The organism is Bacteroides stercorirosoris, from assembly GCF_900142015.1.
GTDB lineage: Bacteria > Bacteroidota > Bacteroidia > Bacteroidales > Bacteroidaceae > Bacteroides > Bacteroides stercorirosoris.
This window is the reverse complement of record NZ_FQZN01000030.1, coordinates 39,677-63,581: the sequence shown is the minus strand read 5'-3', so window position 1 is coordinate 63,581 and position 23,905 is coordinate 39,677. Positions and strand designations below refer to the sequence as shown.

Here is a 23,905-nt window from a genome sequence, read left to right as displayed (position 1 = left end):
AAACAACATTACTCACTGGCCAGAATAAAAGCTAGAAACAGGAAAACGGAAATGCTTTGGATTTTCTTTGGAATACATACGGCCAATGCGGTATGCATGATAGAAAAGGTCGAAAAGAAAAAAAGAACGGCTGCATAATCAGACTAAAATAATAAGAGGAAAACAGGAGAGGTTTTTAACTTCCCCTAAAAAGACATATACATAATGTACCGTTGGGAAGAAAAAATAAGAATATGTAAATAATATTCTATGAAAAAGATAGGAGACTTGAGGCTTTACAGAAAAAAATTAAGAGAAAAGCTCACGTAAAGTAAAACTGTTCTCTTAATTTATTAGAAAGAGGGACATTTACTGAATATCCCTTTTTAATTTTCAATTTTCAATTTTTAATTTAATAAGCTCATCCTTTTGCAGTTGCATCACATAAGTCGTGACCCGTGGAGCATAATCCTCATCAGGATGAAAATGTTCGGCAAGCAGTGAGATAATCTCCTGCACCGTGCGCTGTCCGTCTATCAGGTTCCAGACAGCACTGCCATGTTCTTCAAGACGGACATGAATATCGGGAGACATACCTTTGGGCAACAAGAACCGACGCATCCATTCATACTTGAACCGGGGATAGGAGATGACGACGCAATCCCCTTCCCATTCAGTTATAACATGGCTACCACGAACCGGAATAGCTTCCAACAGGTTGACTTTTCCCTCAGATCTTCCCATACTTATATCCGTCTCTATTTATTATGACTGAATATTAGGTTCTTCCAGCTGATAGCCATACTTCTTGTCCGCCCTCTTCAATAAAAAGGCTACCAGAAGAGATAAGCAGGCAATACCTGTAAAGATACACATCGGTATCGTATAATCGTACAGATTCGTTCCGTCATCCTTCTTACCTACGATACAATAGACGTCAAGCACTTTACCAATCAAAGTAGGAATACCCCACAGACCTATATTTTGAATAAAGAATATCAACGCATATGCCGTACCTAACTGGCTCACTGGGAATATCTTGGCAACAGCAGGCCACATAGCAGATGGAACCAGCGAAAAGGCGATACCCAAAATAATCATCAGTGCAATAGCCACCAGCCAATAGTTAATGGCAGGAATAGCATAAATAAAGTGCACACCTATCAACATTGCAGCTCCCAATATCATGATAGAGGCCGACTTGCCACGCTTATCGATAAATCCACCGAATACCGGAGTCAGAATCAATGCACCCAAAGCCGGTAGTCCGGCAAAAGTCCCCGCCACATTTTCATTAATGCCATATTTGATAATCATCAATTCGGAAGCAAACTTCTGGAAAGGGAATACGCAAGAATAGAATAATACGCATAACAAAGCTATGAGCCAGAATCCCGGATTCACCAATATATTCTTCACGTCCTTGAAAGAGAACTTTTCTTCCTCGCCTTCCGTACCGGCGGCTATGGCTTCCGCTTCCATCTGCTTATCCAGCTTCTTGTCCATCACTGAGAAAATAAAGAAGGCTATCAGGCCACCTACCAGCAATATCAATCCCAATAATACCGGAGAAGAAAGTCCCAAAGCACGCGCCATAGGAATAGCTACTGCATAACCGGCTTGCGAACCGATACGTGCCAACGCCACCTGCACTCCCATAGCTGTTGCCAACTCTTTTCCTCTAAACCACTTAGCGATAATCTTAGAGACCGTGATACCGGCAACCTCCGCACCTACACCAAAGATGGAGTAACCTGCAAAAGCCACGAATACACCCGTTTTATAACCGAATATCTCATTCACTCCAAAAAGTGTCGCGTCTGCACCCGCAAGCCCTGTCATGGCATAGTATTCGAGTGCCGTACCTCCTACCATCAATATGGTCGCCAACTTTCCCGTAAAGCGGATACCGAAACGGTCGAGAATCAGCCCTCCCCAAATCAACATCAGGAAGAACACATTCAGGAAGCTATACCCACCTGTGAAGAATCCAAAATCACTACTAGTCCAGGCAAGATCCGATTCCAACATCGTTTTCAGCGGTGCCACTACGTCGTTTACATAATAAGCTGCCATCATTGTGAAGGCAACAATCACCAACGCGCCCCACCGGGTAGCTTTGGAGTCATTCAATTTAAGTTTCAATTGTTCTGTCATTGTACTATTAATATAAGATTTCAAATTATTATTCAGATTGCATAATCCCGACAAAGGTAATTAAATCTGGCATAAAAAGAAAAGAGGCTGACACCTTTTCAGTGTCAACCTCTCTCTTATTTCTGTTTGCGGGTTCATCCGCGCGTAGCTTTAGTTAGCCGGTTCCTCTGTAGCCGGAGCGGAAGTTGCCGGAGCAGCAGGAGTTTCTGTCTGCGGAGCAGCTGTACCAGTCGGCATGTTATACGGGTTGGTTTTCTCTTCTTGCTGAGCCTGTTCCAGAATCACATCGCCTCCTCTGCTTGAAGCAGTAGGAACAACATAAGCGGTAGCAATACTCATTACAACCATGAATGCAGCCAAGCCCCATGTAGCTTTTTCCAAAAAGTCAGTAGTCTTGCGCACACCCATAATCTGATTGGAAGAAGAAAAGCCTGATGCCAGACCGCCTCCTTTGGAATTTTGAATCAATACAATGAAGCACATCAGCAAGGATGCAATCACCATTAAGATAACTAATAATAAGTACATTTTGTTATTTTGATTTAGCGTTAATAATCAATTTCTCCAAAAATCTGATTTGGTCTGCAAAGTAAGCATTTTTTTTTGGATAATTCAAACTTAATTTTTTAATAATTTCAAGAGCCTTGTCATATCGGCGCTGTTTGATATAAATTTTAGCCAAAGTTTCGGTGAAACAGCTGTCATCCAAATCATCCGGAGCTGAATACGGAGTTGTTTCCTCGTCGGTTTCTTCATCTTCTGTTTCGTCTTCTTGCTCTGCTTTCACCTCTATCGGCCGAATAGTTTCTTCGGGCGCAACTGTTGCTTCACTCTGACTGAGAAAGACATCTATCAAATCTTGTCCGCGCAACTTCGGCACTTCTGCCGGAACTGATGATAACGTATCCGTGGCATCCGCTTCTGCATCATCCTGTATCAGATAAGAAGTATAATCCATTACATAATCCAATTCCGTCGTCTGTGAATGTTCTTCGGGAACGGTAGCAAGGAAAGCATCTATCAACGAAAGAGTACGGTCAACGCTCGGTTCCTTATCCAGACTCTTCTCGGCGATATGTGTGGAAGCATAAGGATGGAGGGCATACCGGTCTCCTTCAATCAGGTAAAACAATACACGGCGGTCTGATACATACAATACCGCCTTACGTAGTTCCGCACCGAAATCAATGTCGTGCAGCACATAGAGATTCTTGAGATAAAGCAAGCGCAGGGACTGAAAATAAGGATAACGGGCTACCAGTGTGCGAAGTTCGTACAAGGTATCCCGGTTCAACGCCTCGGGATGCTGTATCCATTGTTGCAAATGTACAGGCGTCATTCCTTATATTACCAGTTAGCTACGGTTGCGTTAAAAATTTGTTCTGTTATGTCTTTCACCATCTTGGTTATCAAATCATCCTGCACATCCGTCAGCAACAGGGACGAGTCATAAGTCTGGAAAGCCGAGAACTGCTGATCGGTAAAATCATCCTTATGATCTGTGTTATTCACAAAAGTAACCTTTACCGTCAAAGTAACTTTCACCTTTGAAGAATATCCGCTCGCATCTACCGCCTCATTATACTGATTATATCCGGTAATTTCTCCATCAATCTCCAGGTCGGCATTGTTGTTGACCAGCGACAGACGCGTCTGACGCATAAACAGGTCTTTCAAATCCTGATTAAACTGTGTAGCCAGCGGGGCATAGACATACTCCGCACGATTCTGGAAATCAGCTATCGAAATAGTCTTCACCTTTGAGTAGTCAATCGAACTAATCGGAGCAAGTCCTATCTTAATGCTACACGAATTCACTATCAGTAATATGCCCAGCAGCATAGCTGTCGAGGCGATCTTTTTAATCCAATCCATATTCTTTAATCTTTCTGTATAGGGTACGCTCGGAAATATTCAAATCCTTTGCCGCACTCTTGCGTTTACCGTGATGTTTTTCCAAGGCTTTCCGTATCATTTCTTTCTCCACCTCATCCAGCGAGAGGGATTCTTCTACATATTCTTCCGTATCCTGTATGTCTTCATCCACTTCGTGAGATGGCTTTATGGAAGGATGAATAATAGTAGGCACACTCGGAGCAACGGGAGTCATCACGGCAGGTGGCTGGGCATAATAGGCAGCAGGTACAGCCGGAGCGGCAGTCTTTCCGCGTTCGGTCATAATCTCATGCACCAGCTTCTTCAACTCCGTCACATCCTGGCGCATATCGAAGAGAACCTGATACAAGATTTCCCGCTCACTCTCAAAACTCTTGGACTCTTTGACACCGAACAAAGCCGGAAGCCGCTGCATATTATTCTGATTCGGCAAATACCCCTTCAAGATAGCTGCATTGATTTCACGATTGGTTTCGATGATGGAAATCTGTTCTGTGATGTTCTTCAACTGTCGCACATTGCCGGGCCATGAATAAGAAATCAACAACTGCTTGGCATCTTCCGTCAGTTGAATGGCAGGCATACGGTACTTCTCCGCAAAGTCTGAAGCAAATTTACGGAATAATAAGAATGCATCCTCTCCGCGCTCACGCAGAGGGGGTACCTGGATAGGTACAGTGTTAAGACGGTAATACAAGTCTTCCCGGAAACGTCCTTCGGAAATTGCCTGCGTCAGGTTCACGTTGGTAGCCGCCACAATGCGTACATTGGTTTTCTGCACTTTGGACGAGCCTACTTTGATGAACTCTCCGCTTTCGAGCACGCGAAGCAGGCGTGCTTGGGTAGGCAAAGGCAACTCTCCCACTTCATCCAGAAAGATAGTTCCCCCATCCGCTTCACCAAAATACCCTTTCCGCTCACCAATGGCACCGGTAAACGCTCCTTTCTCATGACCGAACAGTTCCGAATCAATAGTTCCTTCGGGAATGGCACCGCAGTTCACAGCAATATACTGACCATGCTTCCGTCGGCTGTACTGATGAATGATCTGAGGGAAACTCTCCTTACCCACACCACTCTCTCCGGTAATCAGTACAGACAGATCGGTAGGCGCCACCTGAATAGCAACGTCTATCGCACGCATCAATGCTTCATTGTTACCAATGATGCCAAAACGTAATTTTACTTGTTGTATTTCCGCTTTCGTCATACTACAAATCTTCTTCTACACTATCAAGTTTCAGCTTGTCGCTATCATCTCGTTTTTCGTAATATTGTTTTCGTAAGGGGTTGGCATGTGCCTCTTTATCACGTAACCGGTTACGGAATACGTCGATAGAGACATAGATGGCCTGACGGAATGAGTCTTCACTGGCCAGTCCTTTACCCGCAATGTCATAGGCAGTGCCGTGGGCCGGTGAAGTGCGGATTACAGGCAATCCGGCAGTATAGTTCACGCCTTCATCCATTGCCAACGCCTTGAACGGAGCCAGTCCCTGGTCGTGGTACATGGCAAGTACACCATCAAAATGGGTGAAGTTGCCTGAACCCATGAAACCATCAGCCGGATACGGGCCATAACACAAGATGCCTTTTGCCGCCATCTCTTTCAATGCCGGAATAATGATTTCTTCCTCCTCTTTACCCAACAGACCTTCGTCGCCTGCATGCGGATTCAGGGAAAGTACGGCAATGCGCGGTGCACCTATGGCAAAATCCTGCTTCAATGACTGATTGAAGATAGCCAGCTTTTCCTGTATCAACTCCTTTGTTATGGTCGATGCTATCTGGCTGACAGGGATATGTCCCGTCACCAGTGCTACCCGGAAATCATCCTTCATCAATATCATCAGCGACTTGGCACCATTTCCCAATCTTTCTTCTATATATTCCGTATGACCGGGAAATGAGAAAGTCTCCGACTGGATGGTGTGCTTATTGATGGGGGCTGTAACAATCACGTCAATCAACCCTTCCTTATATTCCTCAATTGCTCTCTCCAATGCACCGAGTGCAGCCTTTCCGGCTTCCGGGTCAGCTTTTGAGAATTCCACTTTCACTTCATCATCCGTGCAGTTCACTACACTTAAACGATTGTGAGCCGCTTCTGCAGCAGAGTTCACGATGCTGAAGTTGGTCGGCAAATCGAGTGATTTACGATGGTAAGCTGCCACCTTGGGCGAGCCATAAATTATAGGAGTACACAACTCCAGCATTACAGGGTCGGAGAATGTTTTCAAAATAACCTCGTAACCCACGCCGTTTATGTCTCCCTGGGTAATGCCGACTTTTATTTTATTATCTTCCATTTTTAATTTATATATATCACATTTAAAGAAGCTATGCCAACAGTAACACTTGTGCGGACGAATAATCGTTCGCCCTTACAAGTGATGCTACAATATGCGTAGGGGCGAATTATCATTCGCCCGCACACATAAAGTAAATATTTGGCATATCTCCATATTATTATTCCTTATCAGCAGCCTGCTCTTTTGTAACCCCTAACGGTATTTCCGCTCCTGTTTGTTTGTCACCCGGAACTCTCAATGTATAGAGAGAAGCCTCCATTTGACGCATCAGATTACGTTTCATTTTGTCAGGTGAATAGATAAACGCTTCTACAACGATTATACGTTGATTCACTGGGTCCAAACGCATATGCGAAACATACGGGCCACCCATGAAATCACCTTTCATGCGCCACAGTCCGCGCGCCTCCAAAGCATATTCACCTTGTATGGTGAGGGGGCGAACATCGGTCATCAATGAATCTGTCATCATATACATGCCTTCCTTAGATCCCGGAATATTGGCTTTCATGACAGAGTCGCGCATCTGCACAAAATACTCTTTGGTGAATGTATTCTTGTCTGTATAGGGGAAAGAGTAAATAACAAAGTTCTGGTCTCCTGTGGCTGCATTGGTACCGGCCCAGAAGAAATTCTCACCTTGCTTGGTAGAAGAAAGTTCCGCAGGTATCCATACGTCACAATCAAACATGCTCTTCACTTTCGTAGTCACATAGTCATTATGCTTCTTTTCCAGCAGAGCAATCTGACGATTCATTTCCGCACGGGTGAAGAAGTCGATAATGGTCTGTTTGTTTTCCGACACAAACTTCTCGAAAGAGGCTTCATCGGGAGCCTGGATAGTCAGAATTGTCTGAGGGGCAGCATATACATCCCTTGCATATTTAAATTTAGGCTGAGTATAAATATCCTGCACATCAGCAATGATAATGTTACGGATCAGCTTTAACGTAGCATCATAATTGGCCGGAGAAGTGTACATCATACGGAAAGAGCGTTCGGATTGGGGAAGCCCCGGCACATCCGTATCAAGCACATCAAAAAGGGCCCTGCCGGCAGGACGTTCCCACATAGCGGGGTCAACCACTACCAAGATTTCATACGCACGACCGCTGGAGGTCGCTCCAAATACACCCTTCTTGCCGCCACTACAAGCGGAAAAGGCAATCGCTACAAGAGCTAAACTCAAAAAAAACAGGTGCTTTCTCATATACTTACTAGTTAATGTTTTTACAAAACTACGAAGAATACGTATATCATCCGAGCCAAAGTTAATAATTTATATTAATTCTTGTTTATTCGCCTCCTGTTTGGCAGTGGAAAGCATACCGCAAGCAGCGAATATATCCTCACCCCGGGAAGCGCGTATCGTGGTAAACAAACCGTGAGAAGTCAGATAATCACGAAGTTTAGTCATTGTTTCCATATCCGCTCCCTCCAGATCTACACCCGGTATGGCATGAAAACGAATAAGGTTGATACGGCAATCCAGCCCACGCAAGAGTTTCAACAATTCTTTGGCATAGAGCAACGAATCATTCACACCTTTGAAAACAATATATTCAAAAGATAGTCTGCGCTGTTTACTAAAATCATAGTTTTTTAACAAGTCTACCATTTCGGTGATGGAAAAAGCTTTCTCTGCCGGCATCAATTCGCGACGCTGCATAACAACGGGAGAATGCAGGCTAATGGCCAGATGGCATTCCGATTCTTCTATAAAGCGCTGAAAACCTTTACGCAAGCCAACCGTAGAAAGAGTGATCCGCTTGGGACTCCATCCATATCCATAAGAGGAAGTCATGATATCCAATGCTTTCAGCACCTCGTCCAGATTGTCCAAAGGCTCTCCCATACCCATCATCACTACGTTGGTCAGATTGTCCCGTTCGGGAAGAGAACTAATCTGATTGATAATCTGGTTAGCGGTCAGATTAGCAGTAAAGCCTTGTTTACCGGTCATACAGAACTTACAGTTCATCTTGCATCCCACCTGTGAAGACACACAAAGCGTGGCACGCTCTTCATCGGGGATATAAACCGCCTCTACAAAATGCTTCTCACCCGCCCGGTACAAGTATTTCACCGTACCATCTGCTGAACGCATAGCATCCACAGGAGCATCCGCTCCTACTTCACAGACGTCTTTCAGAAGTTCCCTATGTTTTAACGACAGGTTTGTCATCTCGTCTATGGAGTTTACTTTCTTGTCATACAGCCATGAAGCAATCTGCTTGGCGGCAAATCCGGGCATTCCCAGTCTCTTCACTACCTCCTGCAATTCAGCGAGCGTCAATCCTAAAAGAGTTTGTTTCGGCATAATTATCTGTTTATCGAAGCTTTGCTTCGCTAAAAATGAAAACTTTAAGAATGAAAGAGTTAAAGCAGATTACTGAGTGTCATTAACCTATTAAATACCCACTTTCATTATTTAATCCTTTCATTATTAATTTTTATTGATGCAAAGGTAGGAATAAAGTTGCACAAAGGCAATGGCAGGCACAGAAAATGACAGAAAGGCAGAAAGAAAAAGCCGCCTGACATAACATCAGGCGGCTTTCATATCTCGAATTATTCGATAATTCCTTAGAAGAACAGGTAACGTGAATCTTTCACATCAGCTTTCAGATACAAATCGTTGAGGAACTGGCTTGCCATACGGGCATGCATATTCTGCAACGTAGTTTCTTCTGTTTCCTGATTGAACGTCTCATTCATCTTCTCTTTTGCATACGGTTGGAGAATAAACACACCGCCATTGCCCTTGATCGGAGCACTCAGCTGGTTCAACTCGGCAACAGATGCATAAGCACCTACCAACGGTTCGCTTGCACGCAATGCCGGAACATAAGCAGGAGCAGCAAAAGTAACGTGTTTCACAGAATCGCTAACCGCATCTGCCATAGCCTTGTACTGGTCGAAAGAAGTTGCACCGGCAGCTTTCATATCAGCCATGATTTTCTCAGCTTTCTTATCGCGGAGCAATTCAAGTCTCAACTGGTCTTTAACCAAAGCCAACGGACGGTAACCTGCCGGAATAACAGCAGAAACACCAACCACCAACATACGGTCACTTTCGCCACACTCATACAAACCAGATACTTCACCTGTTTTAGCAGAGAACGCCCATCTCAAAGCTTCTTTAGTACCTCTGATACCACCGATACCATGTTCCGAGCTATATAAATCGTTTCTGTCCAACAATTTGTAACCAGCATCCTCAGCATTAGCTACCATCTTCTCCAAAGTAGGATTAGAAGCGATAAACTGACTGAATTCATTGTATGCCTTGCTATAAGTTTCCTTGCTGAATTCTACCGGACGCTTGATGACTGCTACTTTATATTTATCCTTAACAGCCTTCTTGTCCATCACCTGCAAAATAACATTTGCCTGTGCCAAACTCAGGTTGGTCAGTTCATTCTTGCCAAGAGTATTGATAGTGCTCACATATTTCAGATTGTCACCATCCAACTGTGCTCCTTCGTAATTAGCAGAAGAAATCCAAGTAGACTCACCAGTCTGACCATATTTCTTTGCAATCTCTGCGAAGTCCGCACCACCCTTGATAGCAGTATAGATACTGTCAGCCAAAGTTTTAGTCTTAGCTGCATCTTCAGCAACCACCTGTATCTGACGATATTGGATAGAGTCTGCCATAAAAGCAGTAGCCAACTTCTTGAATGAGTTGATTGTATTGTCTGTTGCATTGTAGTAAGGACCGTATACGCCCCCTACTGAAACAGAGTCCAAACGAGCTGCCACATCAGTAGGCAACGCCTTGGATGTATAGAACAAATCAATGTAAGGAACTTCAGAACCGGCAGCACGAACCAACGTTGAATAATCGCCCGGAGTACCTGCAAGCTGTTCTGTATATTCCATTACCTCACTCTGGATAGCTTCTCTATCTTCGGGGCTTGCAGTTACCTGTACATCAATGAACTTGATGTTACGGGTTTCTACATATTGCTTGAATTGTTCTTTCTTCTTAGCATAAGCGTCTTTCAGATCTGCATCCGTAATAGCCACAGTAGAATCTACAATAGAAGAATAAGGAATAGCAGCCAGCAATAAGTCAGACTGGTCTACTCTTGCGTTGAAAGCATCCTGAGCTTCTATAGGGTTAGAGAAAAGAGACTTTGACACCAAAGCCTGATATTTTTCAGCCAGACGAGTCTGAATCAGTTGTTTTTCCAGAAAAGACCAGAATTTGTACATAGACTGGTAATATTCTGCATACTGTGCCGGCATCTGCGCTGTGTTCATCTTAGAGTAATCCACTAAGAATTTTTTCAGCATATCTTTATCGAAAGCACCGGTTTGCGGATTACGGAACGGAGTCTGTTGCAACATCGGGTGTACACCTGCATCAATGATTGCCTGGATTTCTGCTTTAGAGACTGACAGACCGAGCTTCTTTGCTTCGTTTTCAATCAGCTTATTGTTGACGTAGTTTCTCCAAACTTCATCTTTAATCTGGTTGTTTTGTTCGTCGGTAAGTGCGCTTGAGCCGCTGGAGAACTTCACAACTTCAGTATACTCTTCTACCAAGCTCTGATAATCCTGTGCGGAAAGTGACTCTCCGTTAACCTCTCCTACATCATGTGACTGGTGTGGCTGCAATACCTTCCATGCGTCTCCCGCAATGAAAGCGAACAGTGCCAAACCAATTACAATCACCAATAAGGGTCCTTTAGACCGAATGTTTTGTAATGTTGCCATTTTAGTTAATATGATTTATTTGTTTATTATTATTTTCTCCAAACTTCATTTTAGCGCACGAAGATACAAAAAATGCTAATACGCATCTATTTATTCTCTAAAAAATTATACCATTCCGCTATTATTCGACCACTTTAAGACGTACCAACTCGATTTTTGTGGCTGTAACCTTAATTATTTTGAACTGGAATTTATCAATAGTCACCACCTCATGCAATTTCGGGAAACTTTGATAACGATTCAGAATCAGTCCGCCTACCGTCATATAATCATCTTCTTCCGGTAAATCAAGATTGAAGGTTTCATTCACCTTCTCTATCTCCAAACGACCGGAAAGCACATACTCATTCTCACCGATCTGCTTGCAGACATAGGACGTATTGTCATGTTCATCTTCAATGTCACCGAATATTTCTTCCACCAGGTCTTCCAGCGAAACGATGCCTGACGTACCGCCAAACTCGTCCACCACAACAGCAATAGTCTTCTTCTGCTGCATAAACAGCTTCATCAACTTATGCGCTGCCATCGTCTCGGGCACAATGGGAACTTCTTTCACATTATTCCGCCAGTCGGCAGGATTACGGAACATTTCAGAGGAATGAATATACCCCACCACGTTATCTATATTTCCGTCATATACGATAATTTTAGAGATACCGGACTCAACAAAAAGACTTTTCAAATCTTCCAAAGGGGTAGTCAGGTCAACAGCTACGACTTCTGTACGAGGTACTATACAATCGCGTATTTTAATACTGGAAAAATCAAGCGCATTCTGAAATATCTTCACTTCGGCATCCAGTTCTTCTTCATCTTCAGCATTATCAATGCTGGACTGAACGAAATAATCCAGATCGACTTTTCCAAAAGCCCTCTCAGAGGCTTCTTTATTAATCTTCATCCCAAATAGACGCAGAAAGAGATAGGACAGTCCGGAAGCTAATTGAGATACAGGGTATAAGATAACATAGCAAATAATCAGAGGAAAAGCGCATACTTTCAATACAAGATTAGGATTGATCTTGAACAAAGTTTTGGGAAGGAATTCACCTGTAACCAGTATGATAAGGGTGGAGATAATCGTCTGCAAAAGCACTTCCACGAAATCATTGGAAATCAAATCGCCCAACAGGTGAACTTTGATAATTTGCGCCATGAGGATACCATAAATAACCAGCGCAATATTGTTACCTACCAGCATGGTAGAAATAAAGTTGTTGGAATTACGGAAGAAATAGGAAAGAATACGAGATATCAATCCTTCCTTACGTTCCATTTCAAAGCGTAGTTTATCTACGGAAACAAAAGCAATCTCCATCCCCGAAAAGAAGGCGGAGAAAACCATAGTAATCAATAAATAAATATAGGTATCCATAATTTATGGTTTGATACTATCAACCTGTAAACTGTCAGTCTACAAGCTGTCGGTAGGTACTGTGGAGTCATCGTCCACATAGAAAATACCTTCCGTTTTAAAAAAACGATACTTGTTCAATTGTTCGTCAGATTCAAATCCGATAGCATAAATGATCTGATCCGGCTGCTCTATACGAACTCGTTCATCAGAGTAAACACGATGCTTATTCTGGTCCCAATACAACAAATTCGTATCAAACTTCTCACCTTTAAGGTTTTGAATATGCACATTACTTATCAATTTCCACAACTTCTGTTTATCATAATAATATGCCGTATCAGACTTTATGCTGGCTTCTACATTAAACACTGAATCGAAATTTTCCAGATAGATTCCTTTCTCGAATGCCCAATAAGACGGATTCTTCTTATCGAACACCAACCATTCTTCGGTATTGATGCGATAACGGGTAACACCGGAATCGGAAATAAGAGTCATTACCCCTTTTGTATCCATCACAGGCAGCGAATCACGCTCTGTGATAGCGTTTCCCAAATCCTTATGACGTCCGGAACAGGCGGAAAATAAAAGAAGCATAACCACTACCCCAAAGGCAATGGTTATGCTCAAACTTCTACAAAACAGAACGTTACTTCGTTGTGGTAACATATTTATATTTCTTATCGAACCGTTGTGCTTTCACCGATCCAGCCACCTACCGTAACGCGGTCGCCAGCTTTAATACCCAACATAAAGAGGTCTTCAGCTTTCGGCGTATAACGTGCATACGTTGAAATCAATTCATTGGCTTTATCTGCCACTGTCGGATCTACGGCTTTTGCACGCTGCAATTTATCTATGACAACAAAGTAAGTACACTTATTCAATGCAGACTCATCGTTCCAGTTCGGGCTGGAAGCATAAAGCTGTGCAAGCAGGATGTATGCATCACCATAGTTCTCCTTAAAGGAGATAGCTTTCTGCAAGTAACCTCTAGCTTGTGACAACTTCTTCACGTTAAACAAAGTCGCTGCAACAGCATAAGCTATCTGAGCTTTCTTTTCGTTATCGCTTTCCAGAGTCAACGCTTCATCGAAATATTTGATAGCCGTATCGAAGTCACCTTTCTTGTAAGCCATGTATCCGCAACCGGTAGCTGCATCAGCAGTCGGGTTAATCTTATACATATAATAAGAAGCCTGGAAATATGCTTCGCTTTCAGTACACTTCATCATCTTGAGGATAGAGATAGCTTTCTTCAGATAAGTAGAGTCTGACTGATTAGCTTCAATCTTAGGACCATAAATACCTTGCAGAGATTCACAGTCAGCAGTACCACTATTGATGAACATGGCTACAAGGTTATCTTTCACTTTTTGCAAATCAGCTTTCTTTGCGGGGTTAGTTTCCGCAGCAATAGCAGCATCTGCATATTCGGAGTCAGTCAGGTAATCCTGAATAAATTGCTCTTTATGGCTGGGATCAGCCTTCAACTTATTCAAAGACATATCCAGAAAGTAGTGCAAAATAGGACTCTTAGAGCCTTCTTTTTCCGCTTCCAAAGATTCCTTCAACCAAGTATAAGCCTGATTCACATCAAGATTTGGTGCATATGCAATATAGCTGATAGCCTTACTTCCTTTAGTATCTCCTACAGAGGGCGTACCTTTCAAATGTTGGAAGTTAGGTGTATATTGCATTCTCAAATCATATACTTCCATCAACTCGTCGAAGTACTTCTTATAATCAGCAGAGTTACGATCTTTTATTTCGCCCAAAAAAGCTGTTAATATCTTAATACCATCATTAAAAGTATAAAACTTCAATGTCGGGCAATCCTTGAGAACAGCTTTCCACGGCAGATAAGCATCTTTAAAGTTACCAGCTTTTACTGCTTCATGGGAAATACTACTGTTCTTATTACAATCTTCAGTCTGTGCGAAAGCGCTGTTTACTCCACCCGAAAGGAGCAAGACAGCTACAAGCGTTTTAATCTTCATTGTATTTAAATTTTAGTTGTTATATTGTCTATTCTTCTTTTATTCAACTTTACGCTTCCAGAACCAACGTTCATTAAATGTCACGCCAATGCAAAGACGCAATGTATTCTCATTCAAGAACTGGGCTTCCTTGCCCTGTGTTCTCACATACTGTGCCGAGATGCTCAATACAGAACGGCTACGCGGGAGGGGTAATCCGAAACCGGCAGTCACTCCATATTCATTGGCAGCACGCACACCATCTATCTTATAATAAGGCTGGGAATAGTAGGCTCCCAAACGATATTTGATATGCGCAAGATAGCTTCTGCCCATCAGGTTAGGGATGTATTCCGCACCCAAAGCAATCTTTGCACGATTACAGAAAGCATCCGGTTCGTTCATGAATGTCACGCTATTCCATTTCTGAAACATCACATCCACACCTACCGTCAGGCGATCATCATAAACATACGTCACACCGGCACCCAAAGTCATAGGAATACCCATCGTCATTGTCGTATCCCTCTGAGATGTACTGTACCCGGTAGTAGAGTTACCAAGCTGTTGCTGTACATACGAATCGTTACCCAAATCATGTCCCGGTGAGAAAACAACACCCACCGTAGCAGAATGTTTCTTACCAAACTGTTGTGTATACTGCGCGCCAAAATCAAGCTTATAACTCGTCACCTCTGTTCCGTAAATCGTTGTCAACGGCATTATGTCCGAATTGGAGGAAAACGATTGATAACGGCTACGTGACATATCCCCCCAAAGATACGAAATATTCGCACCAATGGAAAGATTTTTAAGAATTTTAAAGCCTGCGCCTAAATAAAGTTGATGCAAACCTCCTTCTCCGGAAAAAGTATTTACGTAAGGAGTACCGTCTTCAGTCTCGCCACTCTCATACATACTATATCCGACATTGGAATAAGGCAACAATCCTATACTCATGGCTCCCCATTTGGAAAGACGGAACTGCATCGTAATGTAGTCAAAACTGGAGTTCTTGGCATTCTTTTTAACGGCTCCATTACTGAAGTTGGTATTCTGCATAGAGATACCTCCGTCAAACATAAAAGTCAAAGAATCAACCGCCGTATAAGATGCCGGATTCGCAAAGTTGGTCTGATACCTGTCACGTAAACCGTAGGCAATGCCACCCATCGCCTTACTGTTACCCGACCCTTGGTCTGCCAGCTGTCCGTATCCGTATCGTGTATAGGGAGAATTTGTATTATTTTGAGCGACCATCGCCCCAGATAATATCGTGAGCAAAAGCACCAAAAGTGTTTGTCTAAATCTTGTCATTATTATAGTTTAAAATTCGATTTAATCCTTTCAACACTAAAAATCTGTCTGCAAAGATGATACTTTTTAAGTTTGTATCAAAAGAAAAATCATCCCCGCCCGTTAAAAAAACCAAAAGTTCAGGATATTTATGTTTCATAGCCACTATGTAACCCGAAATTTCATATTCCATTCCTTTTAATACTCCCGCACGGATAGCAGTATCAGTATCCCTCCCCATCGGGAGTTCGCGCCCTTCACGCGACACCAGCGGCAAGCGTCCGGTAAGCTGGTGAAGCGCCTTGAAACGCATCTGCATACCGGGAGAAATATTCCCGCCATGATAGCGTCCTGAGGCATCCACAAATTCATACGTAATGCATGTACCGGCATCAATCACCAGGATATCTCTATCAGGAAATTGCTCGTTCGCTCCCACCACTGCCGCCATACGGTCGTATCCCAGTGTTTCAGGAGTTTCATACAAATTTTCTACCGGAAGAAGCGTTTTCTCATTCAGCCAAAGCACAGGTACAGGGAGCTTTGACAGTTGTGCCAACGCACATTCACTTAAATCAATGACACTCGCTACAATCGCTTTCTCTACAGCATACCGACTGCAAATATCGGGCAAATGTTCTAACGTGCTATTTGAATCATACACCACTTCCAACGGCAATGTTCCATCAAAAAGCGCCAACTTTGCCGTTGTATTTCCTATATCGATAACAAGATTCACAGCATTACTAATTAAAATTGCGGCGCAAAGATACTATTTATATAGTTTCCGGCAACAATTTATCTAAGAAGAAGAAAAATTTATCGACGAATACTTCTATTACCCGGCAAATCTGCAGGAATTAAAGACTTTTTAGTAATACGCTATTTTTCTCTCAATATTCGTCATTAGCATAAAGAAAGCCGAATGTGGCCTGTTCATAATCGAAGATTTCCTGGGGATTAAAAAATCTTTTCAGTTCCGTTTCTGCCGCTTCATGCGAATCGGACGCATGAACTATATTTTCCTGGAAACTCATACTGTAATCTCCACGAATGGTTCCGGGAGCTGCTTTCCTGCCATTGGTAACGCCGGTTAATGCCCTTACTGTTTCAACCGCATCCACTCCCTCAAAACAACACACGATGACCGGGCATGCCATCATCGAATCCTTCACACGCTGAAAGAACGGCTTTGCGCTCAGATGGGCGTAATGTTCATTCAGTATTTCATCCGTCAGCTGAACCATTTTCATTCCGGCCAGACGTAAACCTTTGCGCTCGAACCTATTCGTAATCTCACCTACCAATCCCCTCTGTAGGGTGCATGGTTTCAATATGACCAGTGTTTTTTCCATCATAATAGCCGATTATTTTAGTTATAGAAATGCTCTTTAAAAATAATTCTTCCAAAAATACGATTTTTCTTTAAAGAAACAGCTTCTTCCGCTATTTTTATTTAACGGACTTAAGATGATAGCTTCAAAGGGAATAAGCAACTAACTTCAACATTGCAAGAATCTAATCTCAAATATGCGATGAACTAATCTTTTTTTTGCATAATATTATTCATACGTAATCTGTTATTTTTTCCTACAACATCTATTGTAAGAAAACTTATTTACTATCGTAAGAAACTAAAACAGCTGTTGTAAGAATAATATTATGCAAAAAAAAGATTAGTTTACTGCAACAACAGGATTAGTTTACTGCGAGAGCAGAAATAGTTTACTGCGAGAGCAGAAATAGTTTACCCACAAACAGAATTAGCCCTCTAAGTTGAACGGATTTAGTCGGCAAGGAGATAAGAAGGCAAGAGGATGAGGAACTGCGCAATATCAAGTAAAAAAATAAATGAATTCTTTTTATTGTGCCCCCACTTTGCATTATCTTTGCAGCGAAATGAAACGAACCAGCCTTCTACTGATTATAAGCGTATTCTGTGCCCTCAGCCTGAAAGCGCAACGCACTGACTCCATCCGCATCAGCTTGCTGACGTGCGCATCGGGCAGTGAAATCTATTCCCTCTTCGGACACACAGCTATCCGCTACGAGAACTTCACCCAAGGCATCGACGCTGTTTTCAATTACGGCATGTTCAACTTCAATGCCCCCAACTTCATCTTCCGGTTCGCTTTGGGCGAAACCGACTACCAACTGGGAGTGACAAGCTACGAACGCTTCGCCGAGGAGTACGATTACCTGGGACGGGACGTCTGGCAACAGACCCTCAATCTCACCCAAGACGAAAAAGTGCGCCTGGCAGGACTGCTACAAGAGAACTACCATCCCGAAAACCGCGTGTACCGCTACAACTTCTTCTATGACAACTGCGCCACCCGTCCGCGCGACCAGATAGAGAAAGCCATCGACGGCTCCTTGCAATATGCTGACAACATGACCGACACTGACACGGGAGTTTCTTTCCGCGACCTGTTGCATAAATACAACGAAGGTCACCCGTGGTCGCGTTTCGGCATGGATATGTGCATGGGCAGCAAAGCCGACGAACCCATCAACCGCAGGCTGATGATGTTTGTCCCTTTTTATGTACAACAATACTTCGAAACCGCCCAAATAATAAATAAGGAAGGACAAGCCCGACCGCTGGTATCCTCCGAAGAAAGGGTTGTTGTGACCGGACTGACAGCCGCCGACCACCGTTCCGGAGGAATCACCCCGATGCAGGCAGCCTTACTGCTCTTCATCCTTGTGACAGCCGCCACCATATACGGCATACGACGACGGAAAGCCCTTTGGGGACTCGACCTGCTCTTGTTTTTCTGCGCCGGAGTGGCAGGATGCATTCTCGCTTTCCTCGCCTTGTTCTCGCAACATCCGGCAGTAAGTCCCAATTACCTGCTGTTCGTATTCCATCCCTTGCACTTATTTTGCCTCCCATGGATGATAAATAAGGTGAGAAAACAACAGAAAAGCTGGTACATGGCAGCTAATTTTATCGTTTTAACACTTTTTATATTGCTTTGGGCGATAATACCGCAGAGATTTGACTTTGCTGTATTACCTTTGGCACTTTGTTTGCTGATACGTTCAGCAAGCAATCTTATTTTGACATTGAAAAAGAGATAGATGAAAAAGGGACTGATAACTTCCATACTCGCACTGACCTTCACCGGTCTGCAAGCACAACCGTTGCCCGCCACCCCCAAACTGGTGGTGACACTGACCATCGACCAGCTGCGCACCGACTACATGGAGGCATTTTCGTCCTTATACGGAGAGAAAGGTTTCAAAAGACTGATGCGCGAAGGAAAGGTGTTCTACCAGACCGAATTCCCTTTCAACGGAACAGACCGCGCTTCCGCCATCGCTGCCATCTACAGCGGCACAACACCTTCGATGAACGGCATCATATCCCGTCATTGGATGGATGTAAACACGTTGCGCCCCGTAAATTGTGTGGATGATTCCTCCTTTATGGGCAACTTCACCGATGAGAATTCTTCTCCCTCCCAACTACTGACTTCCACCATTGCCGACGAGCTGAAAATAGCCACACGCAACAAAGGCTTGGTATACGCCATCGCCCCCTCACGAGATGCGGCCGTGCTGGCTGCCGGACACTCCGGAAACGGTGCTTTCTGGCTGAACGAAAACACAGGAAAATGGTGCAGTACCACATATTACAGCGAGTTCCCGTGGTGGGTGAGCCAATACAATGAACGGAAATCGCCCGACTACCGCATCCGCGACATGGTATGGGAACCCGTACATCCTATTACCCGATATACTTTCCTGCCAGAATGGCGAGACCAGGCTTTCAAATATAAGTTCGACAGCGAACGGCTCAACAAATTCCGTCGGCTGATTGCCAGCCCCTTTATCAACGATGAGGTGAACCTGCTGGCAGAAGAACTGCTGGAAAAAAGCACCATAGCCAAAGATGAAGTTCCCGACTTGCTGGCACTGACTTATTATGCCGGTAACTATAATCACAGAAGCACGCAGGAGTGTGCCATGGAGATGCAGGATACATACGTACGACTCGACCGCAGCATCGCTTCCCTGCTCGACCTTATCGACCTCAAAGTAGGTCTGCACAACGTGCTTTTCTGTATCACTTCTACCGGCTATGCCGACTCTGAAGCCCCCGATCTCGCCCTGTATCGCATTCCGGGCGGAGAATTTCATCTGAACCGTTGCGCCACGTTGCTGAACATGTACCTCATGGCCACCTATGGCGAAGGACAGTACGTGGAGACTTATCATAACCAGCAAATTTATCTCAACCATAAATTAATAGAGAACAAACAACTGGATTTAGCAGAGATACAAGATAAATCTGCCGATTTCCTGATACAATTCAGCGGGGTGAATGAAGCGTATTCCGCCCATCGCCTGCTGCTGGGGTCATGGACGCCCCGGATAGAGCTTGTGCGAAATGCTTTCCACCGCAAGCGCTCCGGCGACTTACTGATAGATGTATTGCCTGGTTGGACTATCGTAGATGAAAATGCCACCGATAATCGTGTAGTGCGTCATGCAAACATCCCCGCCCCACTCATCTTCCTGGGTGGCGGAGTAAAGCCCGAAACCATACGGATTCCTGTCAATATTACCCGCATAGCCCCTACCCTGTCAAGCGCGATGCGCATACGCGCTCCGAATGCTTGCACAGAGACTCCACTGAACTTCTGAGGTTTATTCACCACAGAGCACACAGAGTTTCACAGAGTTTTTATACCTCTTAATAACAAATAGACTTCCTTCATTCATTGAAGAAAGAAAACTCAGTGAAACTCTGTGCCCTCTACAGTGAAAGTCCACATCAAATAAACAGCGCAAAAATGTGTAATCTGTATAAAAATCAGTAACTTTGCGCACTCAATCAACTTAGCAAATAATAACAAAAACAGATATATAATGGGATTTAATGAATTTTTAAGCTCGATTTTCGGCAACAAATCCACACGCGACATGAAAGAAATTCAGCCGTGGGTAGACAAAATCAAAGCCGCTTACCCGGAAGTTGCCAAACTCGATAACGACGCCCTGCGCGCCAAAACTGAAGAACTGAAAGCCTACATCTACAACTCCGCTACCGACCAACGCGCCAAAGTGGAAGAGCTGAAAGCTGGTATCGAAGAAATCGAACTGGAAAACCGTGAAGAGGTTTTCACACAAATAGATAAGATAGAAAAGGAGATACTGGAAACCTACGAAAAAGCATTGGACGAAGTATTGCCCGTAGCTTTCTCTATCGTGAAAGAAACTGCCAAACGCTTCTCTGAAAATGAAGAAATTGTAGTAACAGCCACCGAGTTCGACCGCCATCTGGCAGCTACCAAAGACTTTGTACGCATCGAAGGCGACAAGGCAATCTATCAGAACCACTGGCTGGCAGGCGGAACCGAAGTCACCTGGAACATGGTGCACTATGATGTGCAGCTCTTCGGTGGTGTGGTATTGCATAAAGGTAAAATTGCCGAAATGGCAACGGGTGAAGGTAAGACCCTGGTAGCTACCCTCCCGGTATTCCTCAACGCACTGACCGGAAACGGTGTACACGTGGTAACGGTGAACGACTACCTGTCTAAGCGTGACTCCGAATGGATGGGCCCCCTCTATATGTTCCACGGTTTAAGTGTGGACTGTATCGACAAACATCAGCCCAACTCCGATGCCCGTCGTCAGGCATATCTGGCAGATATCACGTTCGGTACTAACAACGAATTCGGTTTCGACTACCTGCGCGACAATATGGCCATCAGTCCAAAAGACCTCGTACAGCGTCAGCACAACTATGCCATCGTCGATGAGGTGGACTCCGTATTGATTGATGATGCTCGTACACCGTTAATCATCTCCGGTCCCGTACCGAAAGGTGAGGACCAGTTGTTTGAACAACTCCGCCCCTTGGTAGAACGTCTGGTGGAAGCACAGAAAAAACTGGCTACCCAATATCTTGCCGACGCCAAACGTCTTATCGCCTCCGGCGACAAGAAGGAGCAGGAAGAAGGCTTCCTCGCATTGTTCCGCAGCCATAAGGCATTGCCAAAGAACAAGCCCCTGATTAAATACCTGAGTGAACAAGGTATCAAAGCGGGCATGCTGAAAACTGAAGAAATCTACATGGAGCAGAACAACAAACGTATGCACGAAGCCACCGACCCGTTGTACTTCGTCATCGAAGAAAAGCTGAACAGTGTAGACCTGACCGATAAAGGTGTGGACTTGATTACCGGTAACTCGGAAGACCCCACCCTCTTCGTATTGCCCGACATCGCCGCACAACTTTCCGAACTGGAAAACGAAACAAACCTGACGGACGAAGAGAGGCTGGCGAAGAAAGACGAGTTACTGACAAACTATGCCATCAAATCAGAGCGCGTACACACCATCAACCAATTGCTGAAAGCATACACTATGTTCGAGAAGGATGACGAATACGTTGTTATCGACGGACAAGTGAAGATTGTAGACGAGCAGACAGGACGTATTATGGAGGGCCGCCGCTATTCAGACGGTTTGCACCAGGCTATCGAAGCCAAGGAAAACGTGAAAGTGGAAGCTGCCACGCAGACGTTTGCCACCATTACGTTGCAGAACTACTTCCGTATGTACCATAAGCTCTCGGGTATGACCGGTACTGCCGAAACGGAAGCAGGCGAATTCTGGGACATCTATAAGCTGGACGTAGTAGTCATTCCGACCAACCGCCCTATTTCCCGTAAAGACATGAACGACCGCGTTTACAAGACGAAACGCGAAAAGTATAAAGCTGTGATCGAAGAAATCGAACAGTTGGTACAAGCCGGACGCCCTGTGCTGGTGGGTACTACGTCAGTAGAAATCTCCGAAATGCTGAGCAAAATGTTGACTATGCGTCATATTGAGCACAGTGTACTGAATGCCAAATTGCACCAGAAGGAAGCTGACATCGTAGCCAAAGCCGGTTTCAGCGGAACAGTGACCATTGCTACCAACATGGCAGGTCGTGGTACGGACATCAAGCTGAGTCCGGAAGTGAAAGCCGCGGGCGGTTTGGCAATCATCGGTACTGAGCGTCATGAGTCCCGCCGTGTAGACCGCCAGTTGCGCGGACGTGCCGGACGTCAGGGCGACCCGGGTTCTTCCGTATTCTTCGTATCACTGGAAGACGACCTGATGCGTCTGTTCTCTTCCGACCGTATCGCAGGCGTAATGGACCGCCTCGGTTTCAAGGAAGGTGAAATGATTGAGCACAAGATGATTTCCAACTCCATCGAGCGTGCACAAAAGAAAGTGGAAGAAAACAACTTCGGTATCCGTAAGCGTTTGCTGGAATATGATGACGTAATGAACAAGCAACGTACCGTTGTATATACCAAACGTCGCCACGCCCTGATGGGTGAACGTATCGGAATGGATATCGTCAACATGATTTGGGACCGCGTTGCCGCTGCCGTCGAAGCTCCCGACTACGAAAACTGCAAAATGGACTTCTTGCAGACACTTGCCATGGAAGTTCCTTTCAATGAGGAGCAGTTCCGTAACGAGAAGAAGGAAAAGCTTACCGAAGAAGCTTTCAACACGGCAATGGAGCAATTCAAACGCAAGACGGACCGTATGGCACAAATCGCTTATCCGGTCATCAAGCAGGTTTATGAGACCCAGGGACACATGTACGAAAACATCCTTATCCCCATCACAGACGGTAAGCGCATGTACAACATCTCTTGCAATCTGAAAGCAGCTTACGACAGCGAATGTAAGGAAGTGGTAAAAGCTTTCGAGAAGTCCATCCTACTGCACGTCATCGATGAATCATGGAAAGAAAACCTTCGTGAACTGGATGAACTGAAACATTCCGTACAGAACGCAAGTTATGAACAGAAAGACCCGCTGTTGATTTATAAGCTGGAGTCAGTGAACCTGTTTGATACGATGGTGGATAAAATCAATAACCAGACCATCTCTATCCTGATGCGCGGACAGATTCCGGTACAGGAGCCGCAGGAAATACGCCAGGCTGCTCCCGAACAAAAACAGGACATGAGCAAATATCGTGAACAGAAACAAGACTTGACCGATCCGAACCAACAGGAAGCCGCCCAACACGACACGCGCGAGACAAAGCGTGAACCGATTCGTGCGGAAAAGACGGTAGGACGCAACGATCCTTGCCCCTGCGGAAGCGGAAAGAAATATAAGAACTGTCACGGAAAGAATGCATGATGAAAAATAGAGTATAAAGTATAAGG

19 protein-coding genes and 1 pseudogene are annotated in these 23,905 nt (G+C 44.4%); 4 read left to right on the top strand and 16 right to left on the bottom strand.

What is annotated here, in order from left to right; translation table 11 throughout:
• Positions 1 to 138: pseudogene (locus BUC01_RS19375) on the top strand (DDE transposase); the annotation flags it as partial.
• Positions 139 to 372: 234 nt separating this feature from the next.
• Here the strand turns inward: BUC01_RS19375 and BUC01_RS19370 are convergent.
• The 16 genes from BUC01_RS19370 to ndk all read right to left on the bottom strand — a co-directional run bounded on the left by BUC01_RS19370 (position 373) and on the right by ndk (position 17,062).
• Positions 373 to 723, bottom strand: a complete 351-nt coding sequence (locus BUC01_RS19370) for a PqqD family protein (protein WP_025832545.1) — start codon at positions 721 to 723, stop codon at positions 373 to 375.
• Positions 724 to 744: 21 nt separating this feature from the next.
• Positions 745 to 2,136 carry an MFS transporter gene (locus tag BUC01_RS19365; RefSeq protein WP_073314558.1) on the bottom strand — a complete coding sequence of 464 codons (1,392 nt, stop codon included), beginning with the start codon at positions 2,134 to 2,136 and terminating at the stop codon, positions 745 to 747.
• 150 nt (positions 2,137 to 2,286) lie between these two features.
• Positions 2,287 to 2,664 carry a preprotein translocase subunit SecG gene (gene secG, locus BUC01_RS19360; RefSeq protein ID WP_025832543.1) on the bottom strand — a complete coding sequence of 126 codons (378 nt, stop codon included), beginning with the start codon at positions 2,662 to 2,664 and terminating at the stop codon, positions 2,287 to 2,289.
• Between the two features lie 4 nt (positions 2,665 to 2,668).
• A complete protein-coding gene (locus tag BUC01_RS19355) occupies positions 2,669 to 3,475 on the bottom strand; it encodes a hypothetical protein (protein ID WP_073314556.1) in 807 nt (268 codons plus the stop codon).
• An 8-nt stretch (positions 3,476 to 3,483) separates the two neighbouring features.
• Positions 3,484 to 4,011, bottom strand: coding sequence for an LptE family protein (locus tag BUC01_RS19350; protein ID WP_025832542.1), 528 nt, complete (start codon positions 4,009 to 4,011; stop codon positions 3,484 to 3,486).
• Positions 3,998 to 5,242: a sigma-54 interaction domain-containing protein gene (locus tag BUC01_RS19345; protein ID WP_025832541.1), complete on the bottom strand. Its 1,245-nt coding sequence runs from the start codon at positions 5,240 to 5,242 to the stop codon at positions 3,998 to 4,000. Before BUC01_RS19345 ends, BUC01_RS19350 begins: the two co-directional genes overlap by 14 nt.
• A 1-nt stretch (position 5,243) precedes the next feature.
• Positions 5,244 to 6,341 carry a 4-hydroxythreonine-4-phosphate dehydrogenase PdxA gene (gene pdxA, locus BUC01_RS19340; protein WP_025832540.1) on the bottom strand — a complete coding sequence of 366 codons (1,098 nt, stop codon included), beginning with the start codon at positions 6,339 to 6,341 and terminating at the stop codon, positions 5,244 to 5,246.
• Between the two features lie 160 nt (positions 6,342 to 6,501).
• The gene (locus BUC01_RS19335; RefSeq protein ID WP_073314554.1) at positions 6,502 to 7,554 is read right to left on the bottom strand and encodes a DUF4837 family protein; all 1,053 of its coding nucleotides are present in this window, start codon (positions 7,552 to 7,554) and stop codon (positions 6,502 to 6,504) included.
• Between the two features lie 69 nt (positions 7,555 to 7,623).
• Entirely contained in the window at positions 7,624 to 8,664 is a 1,041-nt protein-coding gene (rlmN, locus tag BUC01_RS19330) for a dual-specificity RNA methyltransferase RlmN (RefSeq protein WP_073314552.1), read from the bottom strand.
• Between the two features lie 266 nt (positions 8,665 to 8,930).
• Entirely contained in the window at positions 8,931 to 11,069 is a 2,139-nt protein-coding gene (locus tag BUC01_RS19325; protein ID WP_025832537.1) for a SurA N-terminal domain-containing protein, read from the bottom strand.
• Between the two features lie 121 nt (positions 11,070 to 11,190).
• A complete protein-coding gene (locus BUC01_RS19320; RefSeq protein ID WP_025832535.1) occupies positions 11,191 to 12,447 on the bottom strand; it encodes a hemolysin family protein in 1,257 nt (418 codons plus the stop codon).
• A 39-nt stretch (positions 12,448 to 12,486) separates the two neighbouring features.
• Positions 12,487 to 13,098, bottom strand: a complete 612-nt coding sequence (lptC, locus tag BUC01_RS19315) for an LPS export ABC transporter periplasmic protein LptC (RefSeq protein WP_034524372.1) — start codon at positions 13,096 to 13,098, stop codon at positions 12,487 to 12,489.
• 11 nt (positions 13,099 to 13,109) lie between these two features.
• Positions 13,110 to 14,429, bottom strand: a complete 1,320-nt coding sequence (locus BUC01_RS19310; RefSeq protein ID WP_025832533.1) for a tetratricopeptide repeat protein — start codon at positions 14,427 to 14,429, stop codon at positions 13,110 to 13,112.
• Between the two features lie 39 nt (positions 14,430 to 14,468).
• Positions 14,469 to 15,725: a BamG family beta-barrel-assembly machinery protein gene (locus tag BUC01_RS19305; protein WP_025832532.1), complete on the bottom strand. Its 1,257-nt coding sequence runs from the start codon at positions 15,723 to 15,725 to the stop codon at positions 14,469 to 14,471.
• Positions 15,712 to 16,443 carry a type III pantothenate kinase gene (locus BUC01_RS19300; protein ID WP_025832530.1) on the bottom strand — a complete coding sequence of 244 codons (732 nt, stop codon included), beginning with the start codon at positions 16,441 to 16,443 and terminating at the stop codon, positions 15,712 to 15,714. The genes BUC01_RS19305 and BUC01_RS19300 overlap by 14 nt, the downstream gene beginning before the upstream one ends.
• A 154-nt stretch (positions 16,444 to 16,597) precedes the next feature.
• Positions 16,598 to 17,062 carry a nucleoside-diphosphate kinase gene (gene ndk / locus BUC01_RS19295; RefSeq protein ID WP_025832528.1) on the bottom strand — a complete coding sequence of 155 codons (465 nt, stop codon included), beginning with the start codon at positions 17,060 to 17,062 and terminating at the stop codon, positions 16,598 to 16,600.
• Positions 17,063 to 17,603: 541 nt separating this feature from the next.
• Between ndk and lnb the strand changes: the two genes are divergently transcribed.
• From lnb to secA, 3 genes are all read left to right on the top strand, one after another.
• Positions 17,604 to 18,791, top strand: a complete 1,188-nt coding sequence (lnb, locus tag BUC01_RS19290; RefSeq protein WP_073314560.1) for a lipoprotein N-acyltransferase Lnb — start codon at positions 17,604 to 17,606, stop codon at positions 18,789 to 18,791.
• Complete coding sequence (locus tag BUC01_RS19285) at positions 18,792 to 20,360, top strand: alkaline phosphatase family protein (RefSeq protein WP_025832523.1); 1,569 nt, start codon at positions 18,792 to 18,794, stop codon at positions 20,358 to 20,360. It begins immediately after the preceding gene.
• A gap of 225 nt (positions 20,361 to 20,585) precedes the next feature.
• The gene (secA, locus tag BUC01_RS19280) at positions 20,586 to 23,879 is read left to right on the top strand and encodes a preprotein translocase subunit SecA (protein WP_025832521.1); all 3,294 of its coding nucleotides are present in this window, start codon (positions 20,586 to 20,588) and stop codon (positions 23,877 to 23,879) included.
• The last annotated feature ends 26 nt before the right edge of the window (positions 23,880 to 23,905 follow it).

Bases quoted from the DNA above. Each gene is read 5' to 3' on its own strand.
- BUC01_RS19370 (WP_025832545.1), bottom strand. From the start codon at position 723: ATGGGAAGATCTGAGGGAAAAGTCAACCTGTTGGAAGCTATTCCGGTT.
- BUC01_RS19365 (WP_073314558.1), bottom strand. From the start codon at position 2,136: ATGACAGAACAATTGAAACTTAAATTGAATGACTCCAAAGCTACCCGG.
- secG (WP_025832543.1), bottom strand. From the start codon at position 2,664: ATGTACTTATTATTAGTTATCTTAATGGTGATTGCATCCTTGCTGATG.
- BUC01_RS19355 (WP_073314556.1), bottom strand. From the start codon at position 3,475: ATGACGCCTGTACATTTGCAACAATGGATACAGCATCCCGAGGCGTTG.
- BUC01_RS19350 (WP_025832542.1), bottom strand. From the start codon at position 4,011: ATGGATTGGATTAAAAAGATCGCCTCGACAGCTATGCTGCTGGGCATA.
- BUC01_RS19345 (WP_025832541.1), bottom strand. From the start codon at position 5,242: ATGACGAAAGCGGAAATACAACAAGTAAAATTACGTTTTGGCATCATT.
- pdxA (WP_025832540.1), bottom strand. From the start codon at position 6,341: ATGGAAGATAATAAAATAAAAGTCGGCATTACCCAGGGAGACATAAAC.
- BUC01_RS19335 (WP_073314554.1), bottom strand. From the start codon at position 7,554: ATGAGAAAGCACCTGTTTTTTTTGAGTTTAGCTCTTGTAGCGATTGCC.
- rlmN (WP_073314552.1), bottom strand. From the start codon at position 8,664: ATGCCGAAACAAACTCTTTTAGGATTGACGCTCGCTGAATTGCAGGAG.
- BUC01_RS19325 (WP_025832537.1), bottom strand. From the start codon at position 11,069: ATGGCAACATTACAAAACATTCGGTCTAAAGGACCCTTATTGGTGATT.
- BUC01_RS19320 (WP_025832535.1), bottom strand. From the start codon at position 12,447: ATGGATACCTATATTTATTTATTGATTACTATGGTTTTCTCCGCCTTC.
- lptC (WP_034524372.1), bottom strand. From the start codon at position 13,098: ATGTTACCACAACGAAGTAACGTTCTGTTTTGTAGAAGTTTGAGCATA.
- BUC01_RS19310 (WP_025832533.1), bottom strand. From the start codon at position 14,429: ATGAAGATTAAAACGCTTGTAGCTGTCTTGCTCCTTTCGGGTGGAGTA.
- BUC01_RS19305 (WP_025832532.1), bottom strand. From the start codon at position 15,725: ATGACAAGATTTAGACAAACACTTTTGGTGCTTTTGCTCACGATATTA.
- ndk (WP_025832528.1), bottom strand. From the start codon at position 17,062: ATGATGGAAAAAACACTGGTCATATTGAAACCATGCACCCTACAGAGG.
- lnb (WP_073314560.1), top strand. From the start codon at position 17,604: ATGAAACGAACCAGCCTTCTACTGATTATAAGCGTATTCTGTGCCCTC.
- BUC01_RS19285 (WP_025832523.1), top strand. From the start codon at position 18,792: ATGAAAAAGGGACTGATAACTTCCATACTCGCACTGACCTTCACCGGT.
- secA (WP_025832521.1), top strand. From the start codon at position 20,586: ATGGGATTTAATGAATTTTTAAGCTCGATTTTCGGCAACAAATCCACA.